Source organism: Mycobacterium shunyiense, from assembly GCF_058270035.1.
The window spans coordinates 1-21,427 of sequence record NZ_JBZDPT010000004.1; the positions used below are offsets into that span (position 1 = coordinate 1).

General features: G+C 64.8%; 19 protein-coding genes. 9 read left to right on the forward strand and 10 right to left on the reverse strand.

The window, feature by feature from the left end; all coding sequences use genetic code 11:
* Positions 1-191: 191 nt before the first annotated feature.
* From purH to sfnG, 5 genes are all read right to left on the reverse strand, one after another.
* Positions 192-1,760, reverse strand: coding sequence for a bifunctional phosphoribosylaminoimidazolecarboxamide formyltransferase/IMP cyclohydrolase (gene purH / locus AC4ELS_RS03940; protein WP_064882573.1), 1,569 nt, complete (start codon positions 1,758-1,760; stop codon positions 192-194).
* A gap of 10 nt (positions 1,761-1,770) precedes the next feature.
* Positions 1,771-2,403, reverse strand: coding sequence for a phosphoribosylglycinamide formyltransferase (purN, locus tag AC4ELS_RS03945; protein WP_463792891.1), 633 nt, complete (start codon positions 2,401-2,403; stop codon positions 1,771-1,773).
* A gap of 10 nt (positions 2,404-2,413) precedes the next feature.
* Positions 2,414-3,913: a cell division protein PerM gene (locus AC4ELS_RS03950; RefSeq protein ID WP_499045985.1), complete on the reverse strand. Its 1,500-nt coding sequence runs from the start codon at positions 3,911-3,913 to the stop codon at positions 2,414-2,416.
* 60 nt (positions 3,914-3,973) lie between these two features.
* Complete coding sequence (locus AC4ELS_RS03955) at positions 3,974-4,822, reverse strand: DUF5336 domain-containing protein (protein ID WP_448441929.1); 849 nt, start codon at positions 4,820-4,822, stop codon at positions 3,974-3,976.
* A 134-nt stretch (positions 4,823-4,956) separates the two neighbouring features.
* The gene (gene sfnG, locus AC4ELS_RS03960; RefSeq protein ID WP_064959077.1) at positions 4,957-6,087 is read right to left on the reverse strand and encodes a dimethylsulfone monooxygenase SfnG; all 1,131 of its coding nucleotides are present in this window, start codon (positions 6,085-6,087) and stop codon (positions 4,957-4,959) included.
* Positions 6,088-6,217: 130 nt separating this feature from the next.
* On the opposite strand from sfnG, the gene AC4ELS_RS03965 reads away from it, so the two are divergent.
* On the forward strand, positions 6,218-7,066 hold the full coding sequence (locus tag AC4ELS_RS03965) for an LLM class F420-dependent oxidoreductase (RefSeq protein ID WP_491839889.1): 849 nt from the start codon (positions 6,218-6,220) through the stop codon (positions 7,064-7,066).
* Between the two features lie 77 nt (positions 7,067-7,143).
* Here the strand turns inward: AC4ELS_RS03965 and AC4ELS_RS03970 are convergent, their stop codons facing one another.
* Complete coding sequence (locus AC4ELS_RS03970; RefSeq protein ID WP_448449198.1) at positions 7,144-8,409, reverse strand: IS30 family transposase; 1,266 nt, start codon at positions 8,407-8,409, stop codon at positions 7,144-7,146.
* A gap of 106 nt (positions 8,410-8,515) precedes the next feature.
* Complete coding sequence (locus AC4ELS_RS03975) at positions 8,516-10,042, reverse strand: acetyl-CoA acetyltransferase (RefSeq protein WP_499045988.1); 1,527 nt, start codon at positions 10,040-10,042, stop codon at positions 8,516-8,518.
* Between the two features lie 103 nt (positions 10,043-10,145).
* Here AC4ELS_RS03975 and AC4ELS_RS03980 point away from each other — a divergent pair, with 103 nt between their 5' ends.
* The 3 genes from AC4ELS_RS03980 to AC4ELS_RS03990 all read left to right on the forward strand — a co-directional run bounded on the left by AC4ELS_RS03980 (position 10,146) and on the right by AC4ELS_RS03990 (position 12,910).
* Positions 10,146-10,439, forward strand: a complete 294-nt coding sequence (locus tag AC4ELS_RS03980; protein ID WP_499045990.1) for a hypothetical protein — start codon at positions 10,146-10,148, stop codon at positions 10,437-10,439.
* 13 nt (positions 10,440-10,452) lie between these two features.
* The gene (locus tag AC4ELS_RS03985) at positions 10,453-11,892 is read left to right on the forward strand and encodes a hypothetical protein (RefSeq protein WP_499045992.1); all 1,440 of its coding nucleotides are present in this window, start codon (positions 10,453-10,455) and stop codon (positions 11,890-11,892) included.
* Between the two features lie 532 nt (positions 11,893-12,424).
* Entirely contained in the window at positions 12,425-12,910 is a 486-nt protein-coding gene (locus tag AC4ELS_RS03990) for a hypothetical protein (RefSeq protein WP_499045994.1), read from the forward strand.
* On the opposite strand, the gene AC4ELS_RS03995 is transcribed toward AC4ELS_RS03990, so the two are convergent.
* Complete coding sequence (locus AC4ELS_RS03995) at positions 12,881-13,840, reverse strand: oxygenase MpaB family protein (RefSeq protein ID WP_064882563.1); 960 nt, start codon at positions 13,838-13,840, stop codon at positions 12,881-12,883. The two genes, AC4ELS_RS03990 and AC4ELS_RS03995, sit on opposite strands and share 30 nt — an antisense overlap.
* Positions 13,841-13,981: 141 nt before the next feature.
* On the opposite strand from AC4ELS_RS03995, the gene AC4ELS_RS04000 reads away from it, so the two are divergent.
* From AC4ELS_RS04000 to AC4ELS_RS04010, 3 genes are all read left to right on the forward strand, one after another.
* Positions 13,982-14,548: a TetR/AcrR family transcriptional regulator gene (locus AC4ELS_RS04000; RefSeq protein WP_448442377.1), complete on the forward strand. Its 567-nt coding sequence runs from the start codon at positions 13,982-13,984 to the stop codon at positions 14,546-14,548.
* 173 nt (positions 14,549-14,721) lie between these two features.
* Positions 14,722-15,336: a TetR/AcrR family transcriptional regulator gene (locus AC4ELS_RS04005; protein ID WP_448441922.1), complete on the forward strand. Its 615-nt coding sequence runs from the start codon at positions 14,722-14,724 to the stop codon at positions 15,334-15,336.
* A 42-nt stretch (positions 15,337-15,378) separates the two neighbouring features.
* A complete protein-coding gene (locus AC4ELS_RS04010) occupies positions 15,379-17,247 on the forward strand; it encodes a S9 family peptidase (RefSeq protein ID WP_499045997.1) in 1,869 nt (622 codons plus the stop codon).
* A 74-nt stretch (positions 17,248-17,321) separates the two neighbouring features.
* Here the strand turns inward: AC4ELS_RS04010 and sucD are convergent, their stop codons facing one another.
* Both sucD and sucC read right to left on the reverse strand, forming a co-directional pair.
* On the reverse strand, positions 17,322-18,224 hold the full coding sequence (sucD, locus tag AC4ELS_RS04015) for a succinate--CoA ligase subunit alpha (RefSeq protein WP_044520139.1): 903 nt from the start codon (positions 18,222-18,224) through the stop codon (positions 17,322-17,324).
* A gap of 12 nt (positions 18,225-18,236) precedes the next feature.
* Positions 18,237-19,400, reverse strand: a complete 1,164-nt coding sequence (sucC, locus tag AC4ELS_RS04020; RefSeq protein ID WP_499046000.1) for an ADP-forming succinate--CoA ligase subunit beta — start codon at positions 19,398-19,400, stop codon at positions 18,237-18,239.
* Positions 19,401-19,682: 282 nt separating this feature from the next.
* Between sucC and AC4ELS_RS04025 the strand changes: the two genes are divergently transcribed.
* Positions 19,683-20,771 carry a M23 family metallopeptidase gene (locus tag AC4ELS_RS04025; protein ID WP_064959071.1) on the forward strand — a complete coding sequence of 363 codons (1,089 nt, stop codon included), beginning with the start codon at positions 19,683-19,685 and terminating at the stop codon, positions 20,769-20,771.
* Positions 20,772-21,416, forward strand: coding sequence for a hypothetical protein (locus tag AC4ELS_RS04030; RefSeq protein ID WP_064959070.1), 645 nt, complete (start codon positions 20,772-20,774; stop codon positions 21,414-21,416).
* Positions 21,417-21,427 lie beyond the last annotated feature (11 nt).

A 21,427-nucleotide genomic window follows, 5' to 3' on the forward strand; every position in this document is an offset into this window, starting at 1 on the left:
CCCGGCCCACCCTGGACTACGACACCCCCGCCCAACGCCTCGCCACCCTCATCAACCAAGCCGCATAGCCGATGTTGCGCTAACCACTTGACTTTGAGACGCGATCTACAGCCCTGGTGTAGAAAACGGCGGTGCGGCAGTGTGAGGGGCGGCGGCAAAAAGGCGGTGCGGCAGTCCGAAGAGACCCCAAACTAGTGCGCGAAATGCCTTGCACCGGTGAGGTAGAGCGTGATGCCCGCCGCCTCGGCGGCGGCGGTCACCTCGGCGTCACGCACCGATCCACCCGGGTGCACGACAGCCTTGACGCCAGCGTTGGTCAGCGTCTCCAAGCCGTCGGGGAACGGGAAGAAGGCATCGGAGGCACCGACCGAACCGGGCACGCGGTCGCCCGCACGCTGCACTGCCAGTCCGGCGGCGTCGACGCGATTCACCTGTCCCATACCGACACCCACGGTGGCGCCGTCCTTGGCGATCACGATCGCGTTGGACTTCACCGCGCGGCAGGCCCGCCAGGCGAAGACCAGATCGCTCAGCGTCTGCGGATCGGCCGGCTCACCGGTGGCCAGGGTCCAGTTGGCGGGATCATCGCCTTCGGCGTCGAGTGCATCGCGCTGCTGAAGCAGGACGCCGCCGCTGATCTGGCGCAGCTCGATGCCGCCGACCAGAGGCTCGGAAGCCACCAGGATGCGGATGTTCTTCTTGCGCGCCAGGATTTCCACTGCGCCGGCCTCATAGGCCGGGGCGATGATGACCTCGGTGAAGATGTCGGCGACGGTCTCGGCCATCTCGACACTGACCTCGGTGTTGGAGGCGATGACGCCGCCGAACGCGCTCAGCGGATCGCACTCGTGGGCCTTGCGATGCGCGTCGGCGACGGATTCCGAGGAGATCGCGATGCCACACGGGTTGGCGTGCTTGATGATCGCCACGCAGATCTCTTCGTGGTCGAACGCCGCCCGCCACGCCGCATCGGCGTCGGTGTAGTTGTTGTAGGACATCTCCTTGCCGTGCAGCTGCTCGGCCTGGGCCAGTCCGGGCCACGCGGAGTCGTCGCGGTACACCGCGGCCTGCTGATGCGGGTTCTCGCCGTAGCGCAGGACCGCGCTGCGGTGCCAGGTACCCCCGAACCACTGGGGCAAGGACGCAGGCACCGAATCTTCCGCGGGCGCCAGCGTCGACCCCATCCAGCCGGCAACGGCCACGTCGTACTCGGCGGTGTGCCGGAAGGCCAACGACGCCAGCTTCTTCCGCTCGTCGAGGGTGAAACCGCCCGCGCGGACCGCGGCCAGCACGCCGTCATAGCCCAGCGGATCCACGACCACGGCCACGCTCGGGTGGTTCTTGGCGGCCGCGCGAACCATGGACGGCCCGCCGATGTCGATCTGCTCGACACATTCGTCCACCGACGCCCCGGACTCCACGGTCTCGGTGAACGGGTAGAGGTTCACCACCACGAGCTCGAACGCCTCGACCTCGAGCTCGGCCAGGGCCGCAACGTGTTCGGGCTTGCGGGTGTCGGCCAGCAGGCCGGCGTGCACGCGCGGGTGCAGGGTCTTGACGCGGCCGTCGAGCACCTCGGGGAAGCCGGTGACATCTTCGACTGGGGTCACCGGAACACCGGCGGCGGCAATGGTTTTGGCGGTCGACCCGGTGGAGACGATGGCCACGCCCGCCTCGTGCAGGCCGCGGGCCAGATCGGCCAGCCCGGTCTTGTCGTAGACACTGATCAGCGCTCGCCGGATCGGTTTCTTCTCGCTCACGCTGTCATCCTCAACATCCGATGGTCGCCTTTCGTCCAGTCCAGGTCACGCCGCGGGTTGCCAGCGCGGCCAACACATCCACCAGCAGTCGACGTTCGACCACCTTGATGCGCTCATGCAAAGTCTCTTCGGTGTCATCATCGAGCACCTCGATGGCCTGCTGGGCCAGAATCGGCCCGGTATCCATGCCGGAGTCCACGAGATGCACCGTGCAGCCCGTCACCCGCACGCCGTACGCCAACGCCTCGGGCACCGCATGCGCCCCGGGGAACGCGGGCAGCAGTGCGGGGTGGGTATTGACGACGCGGCCGGGGAAACGGGAAAGGAACTGGCCGCCCAAGATTTTCATGAACCCGGCCGAGACCACCAGGTCCGGCTGGTGCTCGGCGGTGGCCTCGGTGAGCGCGGTATCCCAGGCGCCGCGGTCTGGATGATCGCCAAGTCGCACGGTGTACGACGGCACCCCTGCCGCGGCCGCGATGTCCAGCGCGGCACATTTGCGGTCGGTGCCGACTGCGACGACGCGCGCCGGATAGTCGTCGACGGCGGCGGCCAGTAGCGAGGCGAGCAACGACCCGGTCCCCGAAGCCAGCACTACCAGCCGTGCCGGTGCACTCGGAGGCACTTGTAACGGTTGCTGCACGCGCAGCAGCCTAGTCGCCCGCACGGCGCGGCTGATCGCCGGTCGCTGGGTCGTCGGGGATGTCGTCGACGATGAAGTGGTCCTCGGGATCGTCATCGAGGTCTTCATAACGCCGGGGGCTGGGTTCGTGGACGGTTTCCTGCACGTCGTCGTACTCGACATACCGATCGACGTACTCGGGCGCGGGCTCGTCGGCCTGCGTCTCCTCGGCCGACCAGGACACCAGCGGCTCGTCGGGTTCGAGCTCCGGTTCCGGGTCTGGCTCGTCGTAGGCGACGACGTCCTCGTCGACGACGTCGGTTTCAGGCTCTTCCTCAACCTCTGGTTCGGGCTGCGGGGCTACCGGCTCGGGCTCCGGCTTGGGCGGGGCCACCGGTCGGGGCTTGCGGGTCAGTCCGCCGGACATCGCCACCGTCAGTCCGCCGATCCCGACGAACCACAGGAACACCGCAGGCGCGAACGTCGCCTGATCCACCCCGACGGAACCGAAATTGCCCAGCCGACCGCCACCGGCGAAACCGGCCAGCGCCATCGTCACCGCGGCCAGCGCCGAGGCCACCAGTAACTTCCCGGTAGCCGCCCCGATCGGGAGCGGCCGTCGTGCACACTGCTGACCCACCGCCACGGCCGACGCCGCCCCCACGATCAGGAGCGCCACCCAGATCGGGCCCAGCGGCGGCGTGGGCACCGCGGCCAGCACCGGCACCGCGGGAATGTCGCCGCCGAACACAGCGAACGAACTGAAGGCAGCCAACCCGACATGGGCGCTGGATCCCACTGCAATGGCAGAAGCCCCCACGATCACGTTGGGGATATAGAGGATCGACAACAGCGTCAGGCTGAGCTGGCCGAACAGGCTGTCGGTGATCGCGAACAGATCGTGCATCGTGCCCCAATGCACGACCAGGGACACCGCAGTCACCGCACCGGAAAGCCCGAACAGGGCGAGGACGCCGGCGACGGCGGCCCGGATCGCGTCGGGCAGCCAATCCGGCAGCGGCAGGACGGCCAACGTACGTCGACCCACTTTGGACCCGACGCCGATCAGCGCACCGATCACGTGCACCAGCAGCACGCTGCAGAAAGCCCGCAGGGCATTGGGGGTCTGTAGTTCGCCGATGACCGAGGCGGCGTCATGGATGACGGCCAGCAGGAGGGCCGCGATCAGAATGGGCCCGCCCAATGCCGAGGCGACGACCCAGCGGGTGACGAACCAGGAGGAATTCGGGGCGGTGGCCGCGGCGGTCGTGCGCGCGGTGCCCCAGACCATCGCCATCACCGGCAGCAGCGGCATCACACCCAGCTCGCGGCCGCCGATGGAGACTGGCACCTGGTGCACGCCCAGCCACATGCTGGCGATCGCACCGAGCGCGCCCGTCATATCGCTGTTGGCGATCAGTAGTTGCAACAACACAACCGCGGCGATGACCACCAGCGCGACGACGGACGGCCCGAACGCGACCCGGAGCAACTCACGCGCCTGGCGGGTGCCGACTGGCCGGTTACTCACTTGGTGGGCTGCTCCTCGCAATGATCGGCGCGTGCGCGGGAAGCGCACGCGCCGATCAGCTTACGACGGCGCAGGGCCAGATTGCTGTGAAGGCGGCTGCTGTGCCGGAGCGCCGGAGGGCGCCGAGGAGCCCGACTGCTGTGGCTGGCCGTAGGTGGGGTAGCCGGTCGGAGGCGTCGGCGGACCGCTCGGCTGCTGACCCTGCTGGCCCTGCGGGGACTGCACGGGGTAGCCACCGGTGTTCGGGCCGCCGGAGTAGCCGCCGTACTGCGAGGGATATCCGGGCTGCTGCGGCTGAGCCTGCTGGTAGGGCTGGCCACCGTGCTGCGGCTGGTGCTGCTGACCGTAGTACTGCGACGGGCCACCGTACTGGCCGTACTGCGGCTGCTGGTCGAACTGCGGCTTGGGCGCCGGGGGCGTGATGATGCCCGCTTCGAACAGGAGCGCGGCGATGGCGGCACCGGCCTGGACCAGAGTGAGGACCAGGAGAACCCAGATGGTCCAGTCGGCCGATCCACCGCTGGACACCACGGCGCCGATCACGAACAAGAACGGAATCGTCGCGATGGCTGCGACCACTCCCGTGTACTTGTTCTGCTTGGGCAGCAGGCTGACACCGGCCAAAAGACCTGCCAACAGTGGCAGCGCGACGAGCACGACCATTCCCTGCGAGGTCGAGGCATCGAGGGCGAAGCTCACAAAGTAGATGAGCAGGCCGGCGATGGCCACGACTGCCAGCAGGATCTCGGGCAGCTTGTTCTCGCCGGGTTGCGCGGCGGCCGGGGCCGCTGCCGGGGCTGCCGGAGCCGGTGCGGGGACCGCCTTGGCGAACTGCTGGGTGGCGTCGAACTGCGAACCCGACTGCGGGTTCGGCGGCGGGTATCCGGGATTACTGGGCGGGTAGGTCATGACCTCTCCTGTGCTATCAAGCTTCGCGACGTGTGTTCACGCAGGCATGAATACCGACCACGTGAGCGATTCGATCTTCCACGCTAGCGCACCCGCCTGGGTGCCGGGCGCGCGTGCGTGGTGTCAGCGCGGTCTCAAGCTGATACCAGGACGGGTGCGTCAGCGGAATCTGTTTCGGCTGCCTCGATTTCGCGAACCAGCGGCAGCACGTTGGCACCGAAGTACTCGATTTCCTCTTGGAAATGCAGGAACCCGCCGAGGATCAGGTCCACGCCACGTTTGCGGTAGGCGGCGATGCGTTCGGCGATCTGCTCAGGTGTGCCGATCAGCTGGGTGCGGAAGCCGTCGTTGTACTGCACCAGATCTTCGAAACTGGAATCGGCCCACATACCCTTCTTGTCACCCGTGGAGTTGCCGGCCTGTTGCACCGCACTGCGGAAGCCTTCGACCGCGGGCTTGTTGGCCTTGGCCACGATTTCGCGGAGGACTTCCTTCGCCTCTTTCTCTGTGTCGCGGGCGATGATGAACCCGTTGAGACCGAACTTCACCTCTCTATCTGCGTTGCGCGCGTGATCGCGTACCTCGACGAGCTGTTCGGTGAGGCCGTCGAAGTCTTTGCCGTTGGAGAAGTACCAGTCGGCGTGATAGCCGCCGTTACGACGGGCCGCGGTCGAGTTGCCGCCCTGGAACAGCTCGGGGTTGGGACGCTCGGGGGTGTTGAGCGGCTTGGGCTTGAGCGTGAAATCGTGGATCCGGTAGAAGTCGCCGCGGAAATCGACGTCGTCCTCGGTCCAGATCTTGCGGAGAACCTGCAGGAATTCCGCGCTGCGCCGGTAGCGCTCGTCGTGTTCGAGCCAGGGTTCACCCAGGTGGGTGAACTCGTCCTTGAACCAGCCGGAGACGACGTTGACGGCGAAGCGGCCATTGCTGAGGTGGTCCGCGGTGGCACCGAGCTTGGCCAACACCGCCGGCTGCCAGAGACCCGGATGAACTGCGGCGATGACCTTGAGCTTCTGGGTGGCCAGCAACAGGGCGAGACTGAAACTGGTGGATTCGTGCTGGTACTCCGCGCCGTAGCTGGCCTCGTAGCGAACCTGCGACAGCGCGTACTCGAAGCCGTTGACCTCCGCGGTCTGCGCGAGTTTCTTGTTGTACTCGTAGTTCCAGTCGGTGCGCTGCTCGATATCGCTGGTGACCAGGCCGCCACTGACGTTGGGCACCCAGTAGGCGAACTTGACGTGGTCGGCGATGCGTTCGGTCGTCATGCCGGTGATCCCAGCAAACGCATCGGCGCACGTCGCGGGTATCGCTCGCGGTGAAGTTTTCTCTTCGCCCCACCGCCCCACGAGACGCACCGTCTTGCTACTGAGACTGAAACACGTTCTAATTCTGGTCATGGACTATGGGCTTGTTCTCTTCACCAGTGACCGCGGCATCGCCCCGGCCAAGGCCGCCAAACTCGCCGACGATCACGGCTTCACGACGTTCTACGTCCCCGAGCACACCCACATCCCCATCAAGCGGGAGGCCGCTCACCCGACCACCGGTGACGAGTCTCTGCCCGACGACCGCTACATGCGCACCCTCGATCCATGGGTATCGCTGGGCACCGCGTGCGCGGTGACCTCGCGGGTGCGGTTGTCGACGGCCGTCGCGCTGCCCGTCGAGCACGACCCGATCACGCTGGCCAAATCCATCGCCACCCTGGACCACCTGTCCGGCGGACGCGTGTCACTGGGCGTCGGATTCGGTTGGAACACCGACGAACTCACTGACCACAACGTTCCCCCGGGCCGGCGCCGCACCATGCTGCGCGAATACCTGGAAGCCATGCGCGCACTGTGGACCCAGGAAGAGGCCTCCTACGAAGGCGAATTCGTGAACTTCGGGCCGTCGTGGGCCTGGCCCAAGCCCGTGCAGTCCCACATCCCGGTCCTGGTCGGAGCAGCCGGCACCGAGAAGAACTTCAAGTGGATCGCCAAGTCGGCCGACGGCTGGATCACCACACCGCGCGACTTCAACATCGACGAGCCCGTCAAGCTGCTGCAGGACACCTGGGCCGCCGCCGGGCGAGACGGTGCGCCGCAGATCGTGGCGCTGGACTTCAAGCCGGACCCGGAGAAGCTCGCGCACTGGCGTGAACTGGGCGTCACCGAAGTACTGTTCGGCCTGCCCGACAAGTCCGAGGCCGAGGTGTCGGCATACGTCGAGCGGCTCGCGGGCAAGCTCGCGACGTTGGTCTAGTTTCTGGGGCGCGCCTCACGCGCCGTTGCGGCCGACGCGCCGAAATCAACGCCATGGTCGTAAACGTTCGGGCGGTTTCAAGCGATGGATGCAACAGCGGGTGGTTTAGGTGGGTTTGAGAGTAGTTCGTCGAGGGTTTCGGCCGGTGTTTTCCAGCCCAGAGTGTGGCGTGGCCGGTTGTTGAGTTTGGCGGCCACGTAGTCGAGGTAGTCGGCGGGAAACACCGATAGGTCGGTGCCTTTGGCAAAGTATTGGCGCAACAGTCCGTTGGTGTTTTCGTTGGTGCCGCGCTGCCATGGGGAGTGCGGATCGCAGAAGTAGATATCGAGGTCGGCCGCCTTGGCGATCTCGATGTGGTTGGACATCTCGACGCCCTGATCCCAGGTCAGAGTTTTGCGCAGGATCGCGGGAAGCTGCGCCATTTTGGCCACGATCGCCTCCTGCACAGCCAGCGCCCCATGATCATCGGGAAGGTGCAGCAGCAGCACGAACCGAGTCGTGCGTTCGACCAGGGTGCCGATCGCTGACTTATTCTCGGCTCCGGTAATCAGATCGCCTTCCCAGTGCCCAGGTACCGCACGGTCGGCGACCTCGGGTGGACGCTTGCTGATGTTGACCATGTCGCGGATGCGGCCTCGGCGCTCCTCAGGGCGCCGTTGGGGTTTACGCAGGGCCCGCCCGGTACGCAGACACGTGTGCAGCTCGCGGCGCAGATTTCCCTTGCCCTGCACGTAAATCGACTGATAGATGGCCTCGTGAGACACCCGCATCTCCAGATCGTCGGGGAATTCCAACGGTAACCGGTGGGCGATCTGAGCAGGGCTGTGTTCCTCGAGCAGCCGCGCCTGCACTTCATCGTGCAGCCGTTCATGGGTGGCCAGCTTGCCCGGCTTGGGCCGCCGTGCGCGTGCATCGCAACGAGCTTGGGCGATCAGCGCGTCGTACTTAACCACTGCGGTGCGGCCGCTTTGGCGAGCCCCGAAGCGTTCTTTGCGCCGATAGCCGGATTTGCCGCCGTTGAGGCTGACCGGACCGCCGTTGACATCGATCTCATATTTGATCGTCGATGCCGGCCTGTGCAGACTTCGCCCGATCGAGTTCAGCGATTCGTAGTTGCTCACGCCGATCTGGATTCGGATCCGATCGGCCAGGTTCAATCGCGGCCGCGGTCCCGACTTCTTTGGGGTCGTAAATAGGGGCTTCACCCCGCCAGCGTCACCAAACCAGCGAACTCCGGTCGTTTCCGACACGCCAACGGCTACAGCCGCTTCCCGTGCGAGATGACCCTCGCTGATATGGGCCCAGAACTGTTCAACAACAGACCTCCGCGGTGGAACCGACATAACAGCACTCCTCGATCACAATCAAGTGCTGTTGCATCCACCCCTTGAAGGCAAGTCGACGAGAACGACCATGGCGTTGATTTCGTGGTTCCGCCAACAGGTCGGCTTATGCCGGCGTCGCGGTGTTCCGCTTCTCGCCGGACTTCACGATGATCGACGCGCCCAACGGTTCCCCATCGGAGAGCAACTGCACCAGCGCTTCGTCGGTCGTCGTCGCCAGGAAGCGGCTGCCGTCGGAATCCAGACGGCCGATGATGATGCCGGTGCGCGGCGTCCAGTCGTAGCGGACGGTGTAGGTCTCGATAGTCGCCGGGCCGTCGGCCTTTTCGGTGATGGCGACGCGCTCCTGACCGTCGAACTCGGCCTGCAGAGCGGCGCTGCCGTCAGCCGCCCAGTCGGCCGGCTCGGTGGAGTAGATGCCGACCGAGTACTTGCTCGCGATGCCGCCATTGCCTCCGACGAGCGCGAATTTCCCTGGCTTGTCGCGCATTTCATTGACGGCCTCGGCGATACCGTGCATCGAGTAGTTGTTGCCCGGGCCACCGAAGAACGGCAGGCCGCCGGTGAGGGTCAGGCCGCGTTCGTCGTCGGGCGCCAGACCGGTGCCGTCGCAGATGTTGAAGACGGGGAACGGGAAGCAGCTGTAGAGGTCGAACGCGGCGACGTCGTCGAGGGTGATGCCGGCGACCCTCAGCGCCTCGTTGACGGCGATCACCGCGGCTTCGCTGTAACCGAGTTCGGCACGCTCCAGGAGCTTGATTTCCTTCATGTCGGCGTGGCCGCGTAGGTACCCCCACTTCTCTTCGGGCACACCGAGTTTCTGGGCAGACTCGACCGACATCAGCAGCACGGCGGCGCCCTGGTTGACCTGATCGCGCGCCACCATCATGCGCGGATACGGGTCACAGATCATCCGGTTGCTCTCGGTGACGGTGGCCAGCTCCTCGGCCGAACGCTCCATCGGCGCAGACGAATACGGGTTCTTGGCGGCCACCTTGGAGAACGGTGCGAACAGCTCGGCCATCGCCTGTCGGTAGTCCGCGACAGACAGCCCCTGCCGGGCCCGGCGCGCGTTCTCCAACAAGCCGTACTGCACCGGTGCACCGATCAGACCGTGTTGGATCGTGTACTCGTCGAAGATGCCGTCGTAACCGAAGCCGCGGTCCTCCAACTGGCCGTCGACCGTCTCGGAGTGGTCCGGCTTGTCGTCGCGCTTGGAGAAATGCCGCAGTGTCGAGGTGTTCTCCGAACCGAACAGCAGCACCACCTCGGCCTCGCCCGCCGCGATGGCTCCGGCGAACTCAGTGACCAGGTGCTGCGGGCTCTGGCCGCCGATCACCTCGAGGATCGCGCGGGCCGGCTCGGCGCCGACGTTGCGCGCCACCGAGCGCGGGTAGTTGTTGGATATCCCCAGCGTGGGCGTCTGCGGACCGGAGATCTCGAACTGCCGCGTACCCGCGACGGTGTCGATGGCCTGTGCTACGGCGGCGGTGTCGGCTCCGCAGTCGTGCACGGCTGCCCGTGCCGCCTCGGTGGCCAGCTCGACCGAGGACATCCCGCGGTAGCCGTCGAGGTCGATGCGTTCGGTGAACTGCCCGACGCCGACGATGACGGGGGTGCGCGGATCGACCATGACAATCTCCTTGACAGCTGTTAATTCGCGAGGCTAACCGATTGCTGTTTCGAGAGGGAAATCGGTGCGGATCTGGCCTCATCAGCAGCATTAGGGTGGATGGGTGACGCAGCCATTGAGAGTCGACACCGCGGCGCTGAACAGCGCCGCCAGGGAACTTGCCGCGTCCAGCGACGAACTCGACCATTCACTCACACACGAGTGGCAGACTCCGGCAGATCAACCGTCAGCGAAGGCCACTGTTGCCCTCACAGCTGCGACCAATCACGTGATGAGCGAATGCTCCGCCAACCTGCTCAGCTTTGCCGACAACATCGCCCAGGCAGCGCGCTTCTACGATGCGACCGACTCGGTCAACGCCCGAGCAGTTATCAACACGATGAACCCAGCCAGGTAGGAGCTGGGTCGAGATGCTGACACGTTCCCGTGTCGAGGGGTGGACGACGGGCCACCTGAGATCAGCCGCACTCGGGTGGGAACGCGCTGCCACCATCGTCGGAGAGCACTACAGCAAGGCGCAGAGCACGGTCGGCGGCGTCCCCTGGACGGGCGCAGCCTCCGACCGCGCAAACGACAAGCTGGCCGAAAACATGGCCAAAATCCAAGGCGCACTCGACTTGATGCGGCAGGCGGCAGGAATCGCCAAGTCTGGAGCGGAATCTATCGACATGGCCAAGAGCGATGCGGTCAACGCGATCAAGAACGCTGAGGACCAGTTCTTCTCGGTGAGTGAGGATCTGACTGTCACCGACCGCATGCCGTGGATCATCAGCCCCGCCCTGGCTCTGATGCGAAAACTGCGGGCGAAGCACGCACAAGCCGACATTCACGCCAAGGCAACGGTGTTGGAGTTCGCCGATCAGAAGGTCGCTAACCAACTCGACGGCATGACGGCGAAGCTGCGCGAGTTCGATCTTGAAGGCGGTAAGGAAGGAGGTCCGGATACCGGAAAGTCCGGTCGCCCGCAGATCACCGGACTGCCAGGCCCACTGAGGCCCGAAAGCAAAGCAGCAGACCTGAATTCCACACTGCCCGGCACCGGTATCGAGATCAGCGGCGACGGCCGTACTGGCTACCCCACATTGAACGGCGAAAGGAATCCGTTGGAGATCGAGGCGAACCAAAACGGCGAGGACAAAGTACGGCCGCTTCCAACCGGCACCATCGTCGGCCCCGATGGCAAGCAATATGCGCTATACAGCGAAGTTCCATACGAACTTCCCAACGGGGACCCGAATCCTGAATACGCCACCGCCGACACGACTGTGGTGGACCTAGCCAATCCATCGCAGCGCATTGACGTGCTGTCTGGCATTTCGCAAGCGAGCGGCGTGTACGACCCGAAGTCGAACCGCATGATCATTGTCGGAAACACCGGCCCGCATCCAGGTGATCGAACGCGCATGTTGTACGTATCGGACGAGATCAATCCCGCAGACCCAGACGGATGGATCCACACCCTCAAACCGCAGGGAGAGATCGCAGGGCTGCCCGGAGACCGGGAAAGTCAACTCGTTGCGCTCAAGGGCGGCGGATTCATGTTGGTCGGTTCCGATAACTTCAACAAGAACGTGCCCGACGATCAGCCGATCGGCGCCATCACAGCTGCCACCCCCGAAGGATTACTACACGCGAAAGCAACTCCGCTTTTCCCGCCCGGCTCTGGTTGGCCCGGTGGAGCAGCGCCCTATGGTCCCACCGTCGTCGACACTGTGTACGACCCCGTCACGGGCAACGAGACAGTGCAACTCCGGGTGAGTACCTGGGAACGACCGCCTGATTGGAACGGGAAAGGCAATATGCCGTACAACCCGCAGACGTATAGAACTGAAATCACGGTCCAGCACTAGCGGAGGCAAATGCCATGCACGCCACGTTTCGGATGCGACTGTATGCATCGGCTTCAGTCATCGCATTGGGCTTGGCATGCTCTGCGACGGCGGCGCCCAAGGCCAGCGCTCAACCGCAGGGGTTTCCTGACCTCAGCAGTTTCACGGAAGTCGACGCTGCACAGTTCAGCCGTCCCTTCTCATACGCTGAGCGCTGGGCGAACGTCTACTCCTTCTTCAGGACGCCAGACGGTCTGAACTGCGCAACCGGACCTGGATCGTGGTGCAACGGGGCCATTCCGGGACTGCCGTCCGGCCAAAGCGGATCCTGCGCGTCGGTTCATCAGAAGGGTGACGATCGACAATTCACATTCAGCGCCGACAACGGCAACTGCGAGCCCGCGCAAGACAAGGTGCTCAATCCTGGACAGAAACTGACCGACTCCCTAACCGGCAGCACGTGTGTGGTCGGCGAGAGCGGACTCACCGCGTGTATCAATCCACAAACCGATCACGGTTTCGTCCTACAACCCTCTGGAAGTTGGGTGTTCTGATGAAGCGCACCCGAAACCTAGCTGTCCTCGTAACGGTGCTTGCCGCGTGCTCGTCACCGCCGGAACTGCCAGCCCCGCCAAATGGGTTCCCCGATCTGAACAAGTTCAGCGTCGTTGACCGTATGGACTTCAACTTGGGTGGAACGGCATTCGTCAGCCCCGAGCAAGTGCATTGCCTGCTCGATCACGGCCCGCACAAGTCAGTCGTCTGCGGCGGCTCCATCGATGGCGTTCCCACCTCTGTCACTGGCGACGGCTGCCCGAGGGTGTACAAGCCTGAAGATGGGCCTAGCAATGCGCCGTACATGTTCGCCCGCTCCGACGGTGCGTGTACAACCGCGAGGTGGAAACCCATCACCACCGGCAAGAAACTAGTAGGAGACAACAGCACTTGCGTGGTCGGCAAGAACAACCTGGTGGCCTGCATCGACGCCGACCACAAGCACGGGTTCGTCCTACAACCCTCTGGCAGCTGGACCTTCTGACAGGTTGTACGCGAAGGACTTCTGCTGGCGCTGCTTCATCTTCTCAAGGCACTCATGGTGTTTCCGCGCGTGATAGGCCAGCGGAAAGTAGGTGAGCCGATCGGGCAGGATGCGGTAGGCAGCGCGGATGACGGTGTAGATGCGCTGAAGTTGACGCTCTTCGTCGTCGCTCCACGTGACACCGAGCTTGGCCCGCAGCCGGGGCTCGAGCAGCCCGACAACAGACAGGTAGTTGAACCGCAGCGCCGGGCGCAGCGCCCGACGCACCAAGGGATGCAACAGCTTCGGCACCGACGGCGGCAGCTCGACGTTGCCGGTCTGCATCTCCTCGATCAGTTGCAAGGCCTGGGGCGTGCCCTCCAACTTGTCGATCATCGCCTCGTAGTAGTCGGCCATCTCGGCACGCGTCGTCGGATAGCCGCCCATCGGCACGTGCAGCAGTCGCGCGAGTCGGCGGTTGTCGCGCAGCAACTCGTCCTTTTCATCGTCGGTGAAGTCGCGTCCGATCAGCAGCTTGCCCCCGCCTTCGGCGTTGACGATGTAGCCGGTGGCGATCACCCATTGATATGCCTCGGGATTGAGCGCGCTGATCTGCTTCCCGGTCTCGGCGCTCTTCATCGTGATGGGCTGGTGCAGAGCGCGCACCCGGTTCCCCTCGGCGACCGCCTCGGTGCCGCCATAGGTCCACCGCAGCACCGAGTCGACGCTGCGAATCGCCCGCCCACCCGGATCGCCGTGGAACGCAGCCGAATAGCGGCCGGTGATCTCTGCGATGACGGGATGCATCGCCTGCATCATGAACGCCGCCCCGTCGACGATCAGGAACGTCCACCGGCCGGTGTGCACACCGGTCAGCGAGTCGAGCGGAACCAGTTCGATGTCAACGGATTCGTCGACGACCGGGTTGACGGCGTCCGTAGTGGCGGTCATATGCAGCGCACCTCCTTGAGCGTGAGCCGACGGTAATCTGACCATCAGGTCGCATTCAAGTCGCATTTGAACTCAGAGGCAGAAATGGAAACCCGCACTTCAGCGCAGCGCAAGCTGCCCCAGCAGGAGCGTTCTCGTGAGATGGTCGCAAAAATCATCGCGACGACGGTGAAGATGCTGAAGAAGACCGACCCCGATCAGATCACCACCAACGCCGTCGCGGCGCGGGCCGGCGTCAGCAAGGGATCGATCTACCAGTACTTCGCCAACAAAGAAGAGCTCATCCATGCCGCGATCGAGCAGCTCGCCGCCGAGCAGGCGCCGCTGATCGAGGACATGCTCCGGTCGGTCACCCTCGAGCAGCCACAAGATGCGATGCAGGCGTCGATCGACATCCTGATCGACTTCACGATCGCCAACCGGAAGTTGATCCGCTACGTCGCCGACCGGCCGGACTATGCGCGCACCTTGGAAAACGCCTCAGGGCTGAACGCGACGCTGCTGGCGATGACCACCCTGCACATGGCGCACTACCGGGACCAGTACCGCCACGAGCTGAGCCCACGGGCATTGGCGTGGCTGTTCTTCAACATGGCCGTGGCCACTACGACGCGCTACATCGAGAGCGAGGACCCGATCCAGCTCGACGAGCTTCGCAGCGGTTTGAAGTTCGCCTCGGCGGGCCTGCTGGCGGCCGGGCGACAGTAGCTCGGGCAACGCGTCGTCGATGTCGACGTCCTGGTTGTTTTCCGTGCGCAAGCACAACCCTGCCGTAGAAAACGGCGAAACAAAACCCACCCTGACCAGCACACCTTGACGGCGCTGTCACTTAGTGACACATTGGTGCTGTCACTAAGTGACAAGTTCTGGAAGGTGAGTCGATGGGCGAAAAGCAGGAGCAGGCTCGTCTCGAGGTGTCGCGACACGCCTGCAAGTTGTTCTGGGAGCAAGGCGTCGCCGCGACCAGCGGTGACGACATCGCCGCGGCGGCAGGGCTTTCGACGCGCACGATCTGGCGCTACTTCCGCGCGAAGGAGAGCTGCGTCGAACCAGTGCTGGCCAAGTCCGCCGACCGGTTCATCGCCATCTTGAACCGCTGGCCGCACGACCTGTCGTTGGCCGAACATCTTGCCGCCGACGGGATTTCACATCCGCTGGCGCCCCAGGACATAGCCGATGAGATCAGCGCGATGCGGATCGCCACCATGACACCATCGGAACCGGCACTGCGCACTGCCTACCTCATGGTGCATGACCGGATGGAGCAGGGCTTCATCCCGGTGATCGCCGACCGATTGAACCTGCCCGCCGATGATCTCACCGTGCGACTCTGCGCCGCCGCCGTCACCGGGGCGTTCCGCGTTGTCGATGAGGACGTCAGCGTAGCAGTGATCGTCGAGGGGAAGACGGTCACCGAGGAGCAGGCACTCTCGCTGATCGACCGGGCGATCCGCGACGCCACCAACGGGCGCCTCGGCGGCCCTGTCGCGTCCTAACCCATCTCGAAAGAGCTTGTCCACACCCGCGAAAGGAACGTCATGGCGTTGCCCGAACTCATCTCGGTGGAGGAATTCTTCAGCCCGCCCGAGCGCACAGCTGCCAGGATCTCGCCCGACGGAACCAAGATCGCCTATCTGGCGCCGTGGAAGAACCGCCTCAACGTATGGATCCAAGACCTCGACGGTGACACTCCGCCACGCTGTGTCACCGCGGATGAAATCCGCAGCGTCTACATCTACCAATGGACCGACGATCCACGATGGCTGCTCTACATGCAGGACAACGGCGGCGACGAGAATTTCCACGTCTACCGGATCGACCTGGATAACCCCGACACCGCCGCAGTGGATCTCACACCGTTTCCGGGAGCCAGGGCGAGCTTCGACCTCACCAAGGGCCGACCCGGAAAAGCGATCGTGCAGACCAACAACCGCAATCCCGAACTGGTCGATGCGTACGAACTCGACATCGCGACAGGAGAACTCACCCTTCTCGCCGAGAACCCCGGCAATGTCATCATGTGGCTGTGCGCCCCCAACGGTGACCTGTTCACCAACACGTTGACGGCCGACGGCGACGTCGAGATATCGCAATGGGACTCGGCCACAGCATCATTGCGACCCATCAAGGTCTACGACGGCACCGATTACCCGCTGGGTATCTTCCCGGTCGCCATCTCCCCGGACGGCACCGGCATCTGGCTCGGATCAAATGAGGGTACCGACAGGACCCGGCTGGCCCGCATCGACGTGGCCACCGGTTCAGAGACCGAGATGGACAGCCACCCTACGTTCGACCTGGGCAACCAGATGGTGTTACCGTCGCCGTTCATCCTGAGCGAGCGCACGGGCGAACTGATCGGCGCCCGCTACTACGGGGAACGCCAGGTGATTCATGCTCTCGACCCGAATTTCGCTGCGGTACTGGAGAATCTGACCAAACTGTCCGATGGCGACCTCGGGGGCATCTCCTCCGACGACAGCGGCCAGCGATGGGTGGCCAGTTTCACCCATGACCGCCACCCGTGGGCGACCTACTTCTACGACCACTCCACCGGCGAGAGTCGGCTGCTGTTCCGGCCGTATCCGAATCTGAATTCAGATTCATTAGCACCGATGACGCCGGTGACCATTACCGCACGCGATGGGCTGGATCTGCACTCGTATCTGACCTTGCCCGTCGGTGTCGAGCCGACCGATCTGCCGTTGGTCCTGCTGGTGCACGGCGGCCCGTGGTCTCGGGATTGCTGGAGCTTCCAGCCAGACGTGCAGATGCTGGCCAACCGCGGATATGCGGTGCTACAGGTCAACTTTCGCGGCTCGACGGGCTACGGCAAGGCGTTCACCAAGGCTGCGATCGGCGAGTTCGCCGGCAAGATGCACGACGATCTCATCGACGCGGTGGACTGGGCTGTCAAGCAAGGTTATGCCGACCGCGACAAGGTGGCGATCTTCGGTGGCTCGTACGGCGGTTACGCTGCGCTGGTCGGCGTGACGTTCACTCCGGACGTCTTCGCCGCGGCGGTCGATTACGTCGGGATCTCCAGCCTGGCCAACTTCATGCGCACGCTGCCGAATGTGGCCCGGCCGTTCCTGGCCAACAACTGGCACCTCTACGTCGGGAATCACAACGATCCTGAGCAGGAGGCCGACATGCTGGCCCGCTCCCCCATCACCAAGGTCGATCAGATTTGCACGCCGCTGCTGGTTGTCCAGGGCGCCAACGACTCTCGTGTAGTGCAGGCCGAGTCCGACAACCTGGTCGAAGCGCTGCGCAAGCGTGGGGTCGAGGTCGAATACATGGTCAAGGAAGACGAAGGCCACGGATTCCTCAACCCCGACAACCAGATCGACATGTACCACGCCGTCGAACGCTTCCTCGCCGAGCACCTGGGCGGGCGCGTCTAGCCGGCACGCCGAGCGCACGCTCGCGCCAAAAGAAAAGGCCCCCGCCGTAGCGGGGGCCTTTCCGTTGCACAGACTTACAGGTTTGCGAGCAGCTCGCGCGCCTTGGCGGCGGTCTCGGACGGCGTCTTGCCGACCTTCACGCCCGCGGCCTCCAGGGCCTCCTGCTTGCCGGCGGCGGTGCCCGCACCGTCGGACACGATGGCGCCGGCGTGGCCCATCGTCTTGCCCTCGGGAGCGGTGAAGCCCGCGACGTAGCCGACGACCGGCTTGGTCACATTCGCCTTGATGTAGGCCGCGGCCTTCTCTTCTGCGTCGCCACCGATCTCACCGATCATCACGATCAGCTTGGTCTCGGGATCCTTCTCGAACGCCTCGATGGCGTCGATGTGGGTGGTGCCGATGACCGGGTCGCCACCGATGCCGATGGCGGTCGAGAAGCCGAGATCGCGCAGCTCGTACATCATCTGGTAGGTCAGCGTGCCCGACTTCGACACCAGGCCGATCGGGCCCTTGCCGGTGATGTTGTTCGGCGTGATGCCGACCAGCGACTCACCGGGGGTGATGATGCCGGGGCAGTTCGGACCGATGATGCGGGTCTTCTCGCCCTTGTCGACGTTGTAGGCCCACGCATAGGCGCTGTCCTGCACCGGAATTCCCTCGGTGATGACCACCAGCAGCGGGATCTCGGCGTCGATGGCCTCGATGATGGCGTCCTTGGAGAACGCCGGCGGCACGAAGGCGATCGACACGTCAGCGCCGGTCTCCTTCATGGCCTCGGCGACCGAGGCGAACACGGGCAGCTCGACGTCGTTGCCGTCTTTGTCCTTGTGGGACACGGTGGTTCCGGCCTTGCGGGCGTTCACGCCGCCGACGACCTGGGTGCCGGCCTTGAGCATCAGAGCGGTGTGCTTGGTGCCCTCGCCGCCGGTGATGCCCTGGACGATGACCTTGGAGTCCTTGTTCAAAAAGATCGACATTGCAGCAGTCCCTTACTTGTTCGCCAGCTCGGCGGCCTTGTCGGCGCCTGCGTCCATGGTCTCGGCCTGGACAACCAGGGGATGGTTGGCCTCGGCCAGAATGCGCCGGCCCTCTTCGACGTTGTTGCCGTCCAGGCGGACGACGAGCGGCTTGTTGGCCTCGTCACCGAGGATCTGCAGCGCCTTGACGATGCCGTTGGCCACCGCGTCACAGGCGGTGATGCCGCCGAACACGTTGACGAACACGCTCTTGACCTGGCTGTCGTTCAGGATGACGTCGAGGCCGTTGGCCATGACCTCGGCCGAGGCGCCGCCGCCGATGTCGAGGAAGTTGGCCGGCTTCACGCCGCCGTGCTTCTCGCCCGCGTAGGCGACCACGTCCAGCGTCGACATGACCAGACCGGCACCGTTACCGATGATGCCCACCTCGCCGTCGAGCTTGACGTAGTTGAGGTCGTTCTCCTTGGCCTTGAGCTCCAGGGGATCGGTCGCGTCCTTGTCCTCGAACTCGGCGTGGCCGGGCTGACGGAAGTCGGCGTTGGCGTCCAGGGTGACCTTGCCGTCCACGGCCAGGATCTGGTCGTCGGGCGTACGCACCAGCGGGTTGACCTCAACCAGGGTGGCGTCCTCGCCGACGAACACCTCCCACAGCTTCTGGATGGTCACGGCCGCGGCGTCGAGCACCTCGGCGGGCAGGTGACCCTGCTCGGCGATCGAGCGTGCGAAGGCCAGATCGACACCCTTGACGGCGTCGACGGGAACCTTGGCCAGCCGCTCGGGCTTGGTCGCGGCGACTTCCTCGATCTCCATGCCGCCCTCGACCGAGCACATGGCCAGGTAGGTCCGGTTGGAACGATCGAGCAGGAAGGAGATGTAGTACTCCTCGGCGATGTCGCTCGCCTCGGCCACCAGCAACTTTTTGACGACGTGACCCTTGATGTCGAGACCGAGGATGTTGGTCGCGTGCTCGAGGGCGTCCTCAGGGGTGGCTGCGTACTTCACGCCGCCGGCCTTACCGCGGCCGCCGACCTTCACCTGTGCCTTGATCATCACGGGCTTGCCGATTTCGGTGGCGATCGCCTTGGCGTCCTCGGCCGAGTCGGTCACGCGGCCCGGGGTCGTGGGGACGTTGTGCTTGGCGAACAGCTCTTTTGCCTGATATTCGAAGAGATCCATGTGCTTCCTAGATAGGCGTTGTCTGTCTGCTTGGCTTCTAGCGCGCTTCGAAGCTGCCCGGTCCGCATACCTCTGACGGGCCCGCTGGCACTTTATCCATCACCGAGTGATGGGCTAGCATCGCCTCCGGCTCATGTGGTAGATCTCACCGCCCATGGGAGGTGATACGGATCACATTCCGACGCGGAATAGACCCATAAGTTGCCACCATCATTGGGATTTGGTTAACGTGCCTCTGGTCCAGATAACGTTCAGGTCACGACGAAGAAGGATTCTCGAGTCTTGCCGCAGCATCGTTCGTCCGCAGCTCCGCGAGGAGTGCCGACGGACGCGCGCCGCCGCAGGCGCCGGGTTTCCCCTGACGAACTGGACGCTGCGGAGATCACCGACGTCATCCCCTTCAGCGCTTTCGAAGCGTTCGATGCCCCTCCCGGCCAGGATGATCACGGATCGGACGATCACGAATCCAACGTCATCTATGCCCCGGAGCTCGACGATCTAAACGACACCGACGACCTGGTACCCGTCCGCCTCGCCGTCCCCTCCCGCTTCCGTCCCGAGGCCGGCACCGAGCGCGGCTCTCGTTACGCGTACCGCGACAGCCACACCGACGTGAGCGACGGCGTCGCCGCCACCGACGTGATCAACCTGTCCGGCCGCCGCGGTGCCCACCGCAAGGAGCACGCCGGCGCCGTCAAGAGCCGCCTGATGATCGCCGCCATGGCCGCGGGTGCCACCGCCGCCGGCGCCTACTCGCTCAGTAATCCCACCGAGACCAACGCCGACGACACGATCCTGGCCTCCGAGGGCAGCCACATCGAAGGCGCCTCCGTCACCGGCTCGGTGGACGGCATGCAGATCGTCTCGGTCTCCTCGACCGCCGACACCTCGGTGCACGCCGAAGAGATCACGAAGGCCGCCGCCTTCGCCCAGGAACGCGCCGAGCGCGAGGCCCGGCTGTCGCGCCCACTGTTCGTCATGCCCACCAAGGGTTACGTCTGGACCTCGAACTTCGGCTACCGCTGGGGCGTGCTGCACGCCGGCATCGACCTCGCGAGCCCGATCGGCACCCCGATCGTGGCGGTCTCCGACGGAGTCGTCATCGCCTCGGGCCCGACCGCCGGCTACGGCGCGTGGGTCAAACTCCGCCATGCCGACGGCACCGTCACGCTCTACGGTCACATCAACACGTGGCTCGTCAGCGTGGGCGACCGGGTGATGGCCGGCGACCAGATCGCCACCGTCGGAAACCGGGGCTATTCCACCGGCCCCCACCTGCATTTCGAGGTGCTGCAGAACGGCACCAGCCGCATCGATCCGGTGCCGTGGCTGTCAAAGCGAGGCCTCAGCCTCGGCAGCTATGTTGGCTGAGTGAGCGACGACGGTCAGATACCAGCCGATCACCCTGACGAGGACGACGACCGCACCCGCATCATCCGGCGTCAGCCGCAGGACCCGGTTTCCCGGCCCGTACCCGTGGCCGACGATCCCCACACAAGCATCATCCGGCGTCATCCCACCGGTGCCATTCCCACCGCGGGCAGCGCGGAGCCCCAGACCAGCCTGATCGGCCGCGCGGACGACGACGCCAGCACGAGCTATGTGCCCCGCGCCCGGCCCGTGATCGTCCCGCGCACCCCGGCGGGTGCCAATCCGCGCACGGCGATCGTGGCGGCCACGTTGGCCATCCTCAGCGGCTGGGCCACCGGCGTGATCGCCACGGACCTGATCGCAGGGTGGTGGCGCACCGACCGATTGTTCTGCGTCGCCATCGGTTTCCTGGCGGCGATCTCGGCTGCAGCAACCATCGGCGGGCTCATCGCATTGTTGCTGCGGCGCCGGATGGGCAGGCTCCTGGTCGTCGTCGGTGCGGTCATCGGCCTGCTGATCTTCGGCAGTCTGTTCATCGCCGGGGCCCGACTGCATCCCGTCGTCTACGCGATGCCGGCCCTACCGCTGGCCGCCATCCTGTTCACCGTGTTGCCCGCGACCGGACGCTGGAGCGCGCGCCGATAGGCGTCCGGTCC

Bases quoted from the DNA above. Each gene is read 5' to 3' on its own strand.
- sfnG (WP_064959077.1), bottom strand. From the start codon at position 6,087: ATGACGACCGAACGCATCGCCGACCACGTCAAGTTCGCCTACTGGGTG.
- AC4ELS_RS03955 (WP_448441929.1), bottom strand. From the start codon at position 4,822: ATGACCTACCCGCCCAGTAATCCCGGATACCCGCCGCCGAACCCGCAG.
- AC4ELS_RS03995 (WP_064882563.1), bottom strand. From the start codon at position 13,840: ATGACCGCCACTACGGACGCCGTCAACCCGGTCGTCGACGAATCCGTT.
- AC4ELS_RS03985 (WP_499045992.1), top strand. From the start codon at position 10,453: ATGCTGACACGTTCCCGTGTCGAGGGGTGGACGACGGGCCACCTGAGA.
- AC4ELS_RS03990 (WP_499045994.1), top strand. From the start codon at position 12,425: ATGAAGCGCACCCGAAACCTAGCTGTCCTCGTAACGGTGCTTGCCGCG.
- AC4ELS_RS04005 (WP_448441922.1), top strand. From the start codon at position 14,722: ATGGGCGAAAAGCAGGAGCAGGCTCGTCTCGAGGTGTCGCGACACGCC.
- AC4ELS_RS03970 (WP_448449198.1), bottom strand. From the start codon at position 8,409: ATGTCGGTTCCACCGCGGAGGTCTGTTGTTGAACAGTTCTGGGCCCAT.
- sucD (WP_044520139.1), bottom strand. From the start codon at position 18,224: ATGTCGATCTTTTTGAACAAGGACTCCAAGGTCATCGTCCAGGGCATC.
- AC4ELS_RS03975 (WP_499045988.1), bottom strand. From the start codon at position 10,042: ATGGTCGATCCGCGCACCCCCGTCATCGTCGGCGTCGGGCAGTTCACC.
- AC4ELS_RS04010 (WP_499045997.1), top strand. From the start codon at position 15,379: ATGGCGTTGCCCGAACTCATCTCGGTGGAGGAATTCTTCAGCCCGCCC.
- sucC (WP_499046000.1), bottom strand. From the start codon at position 19,400: ATGGATCTCTTCGAATATCAGGCAAAAGAGCTGTTCGCCAAGCACAAC.
- AC4ELS_RS04000 (WP_448442377.1), top strand. From the start codon at position 13,982: ATGGTCGCAAAAATCATCGCGACGACGGTGAAGATGCTGAAGAAGACC.
- AC4ELS_RS03965 (WP_491839889.1), top strand. From the start codon at position 6,218: ATGGACTATGGGCTTGTTCTCTTCACCAGTGACCGCGGCATCGCCCCG.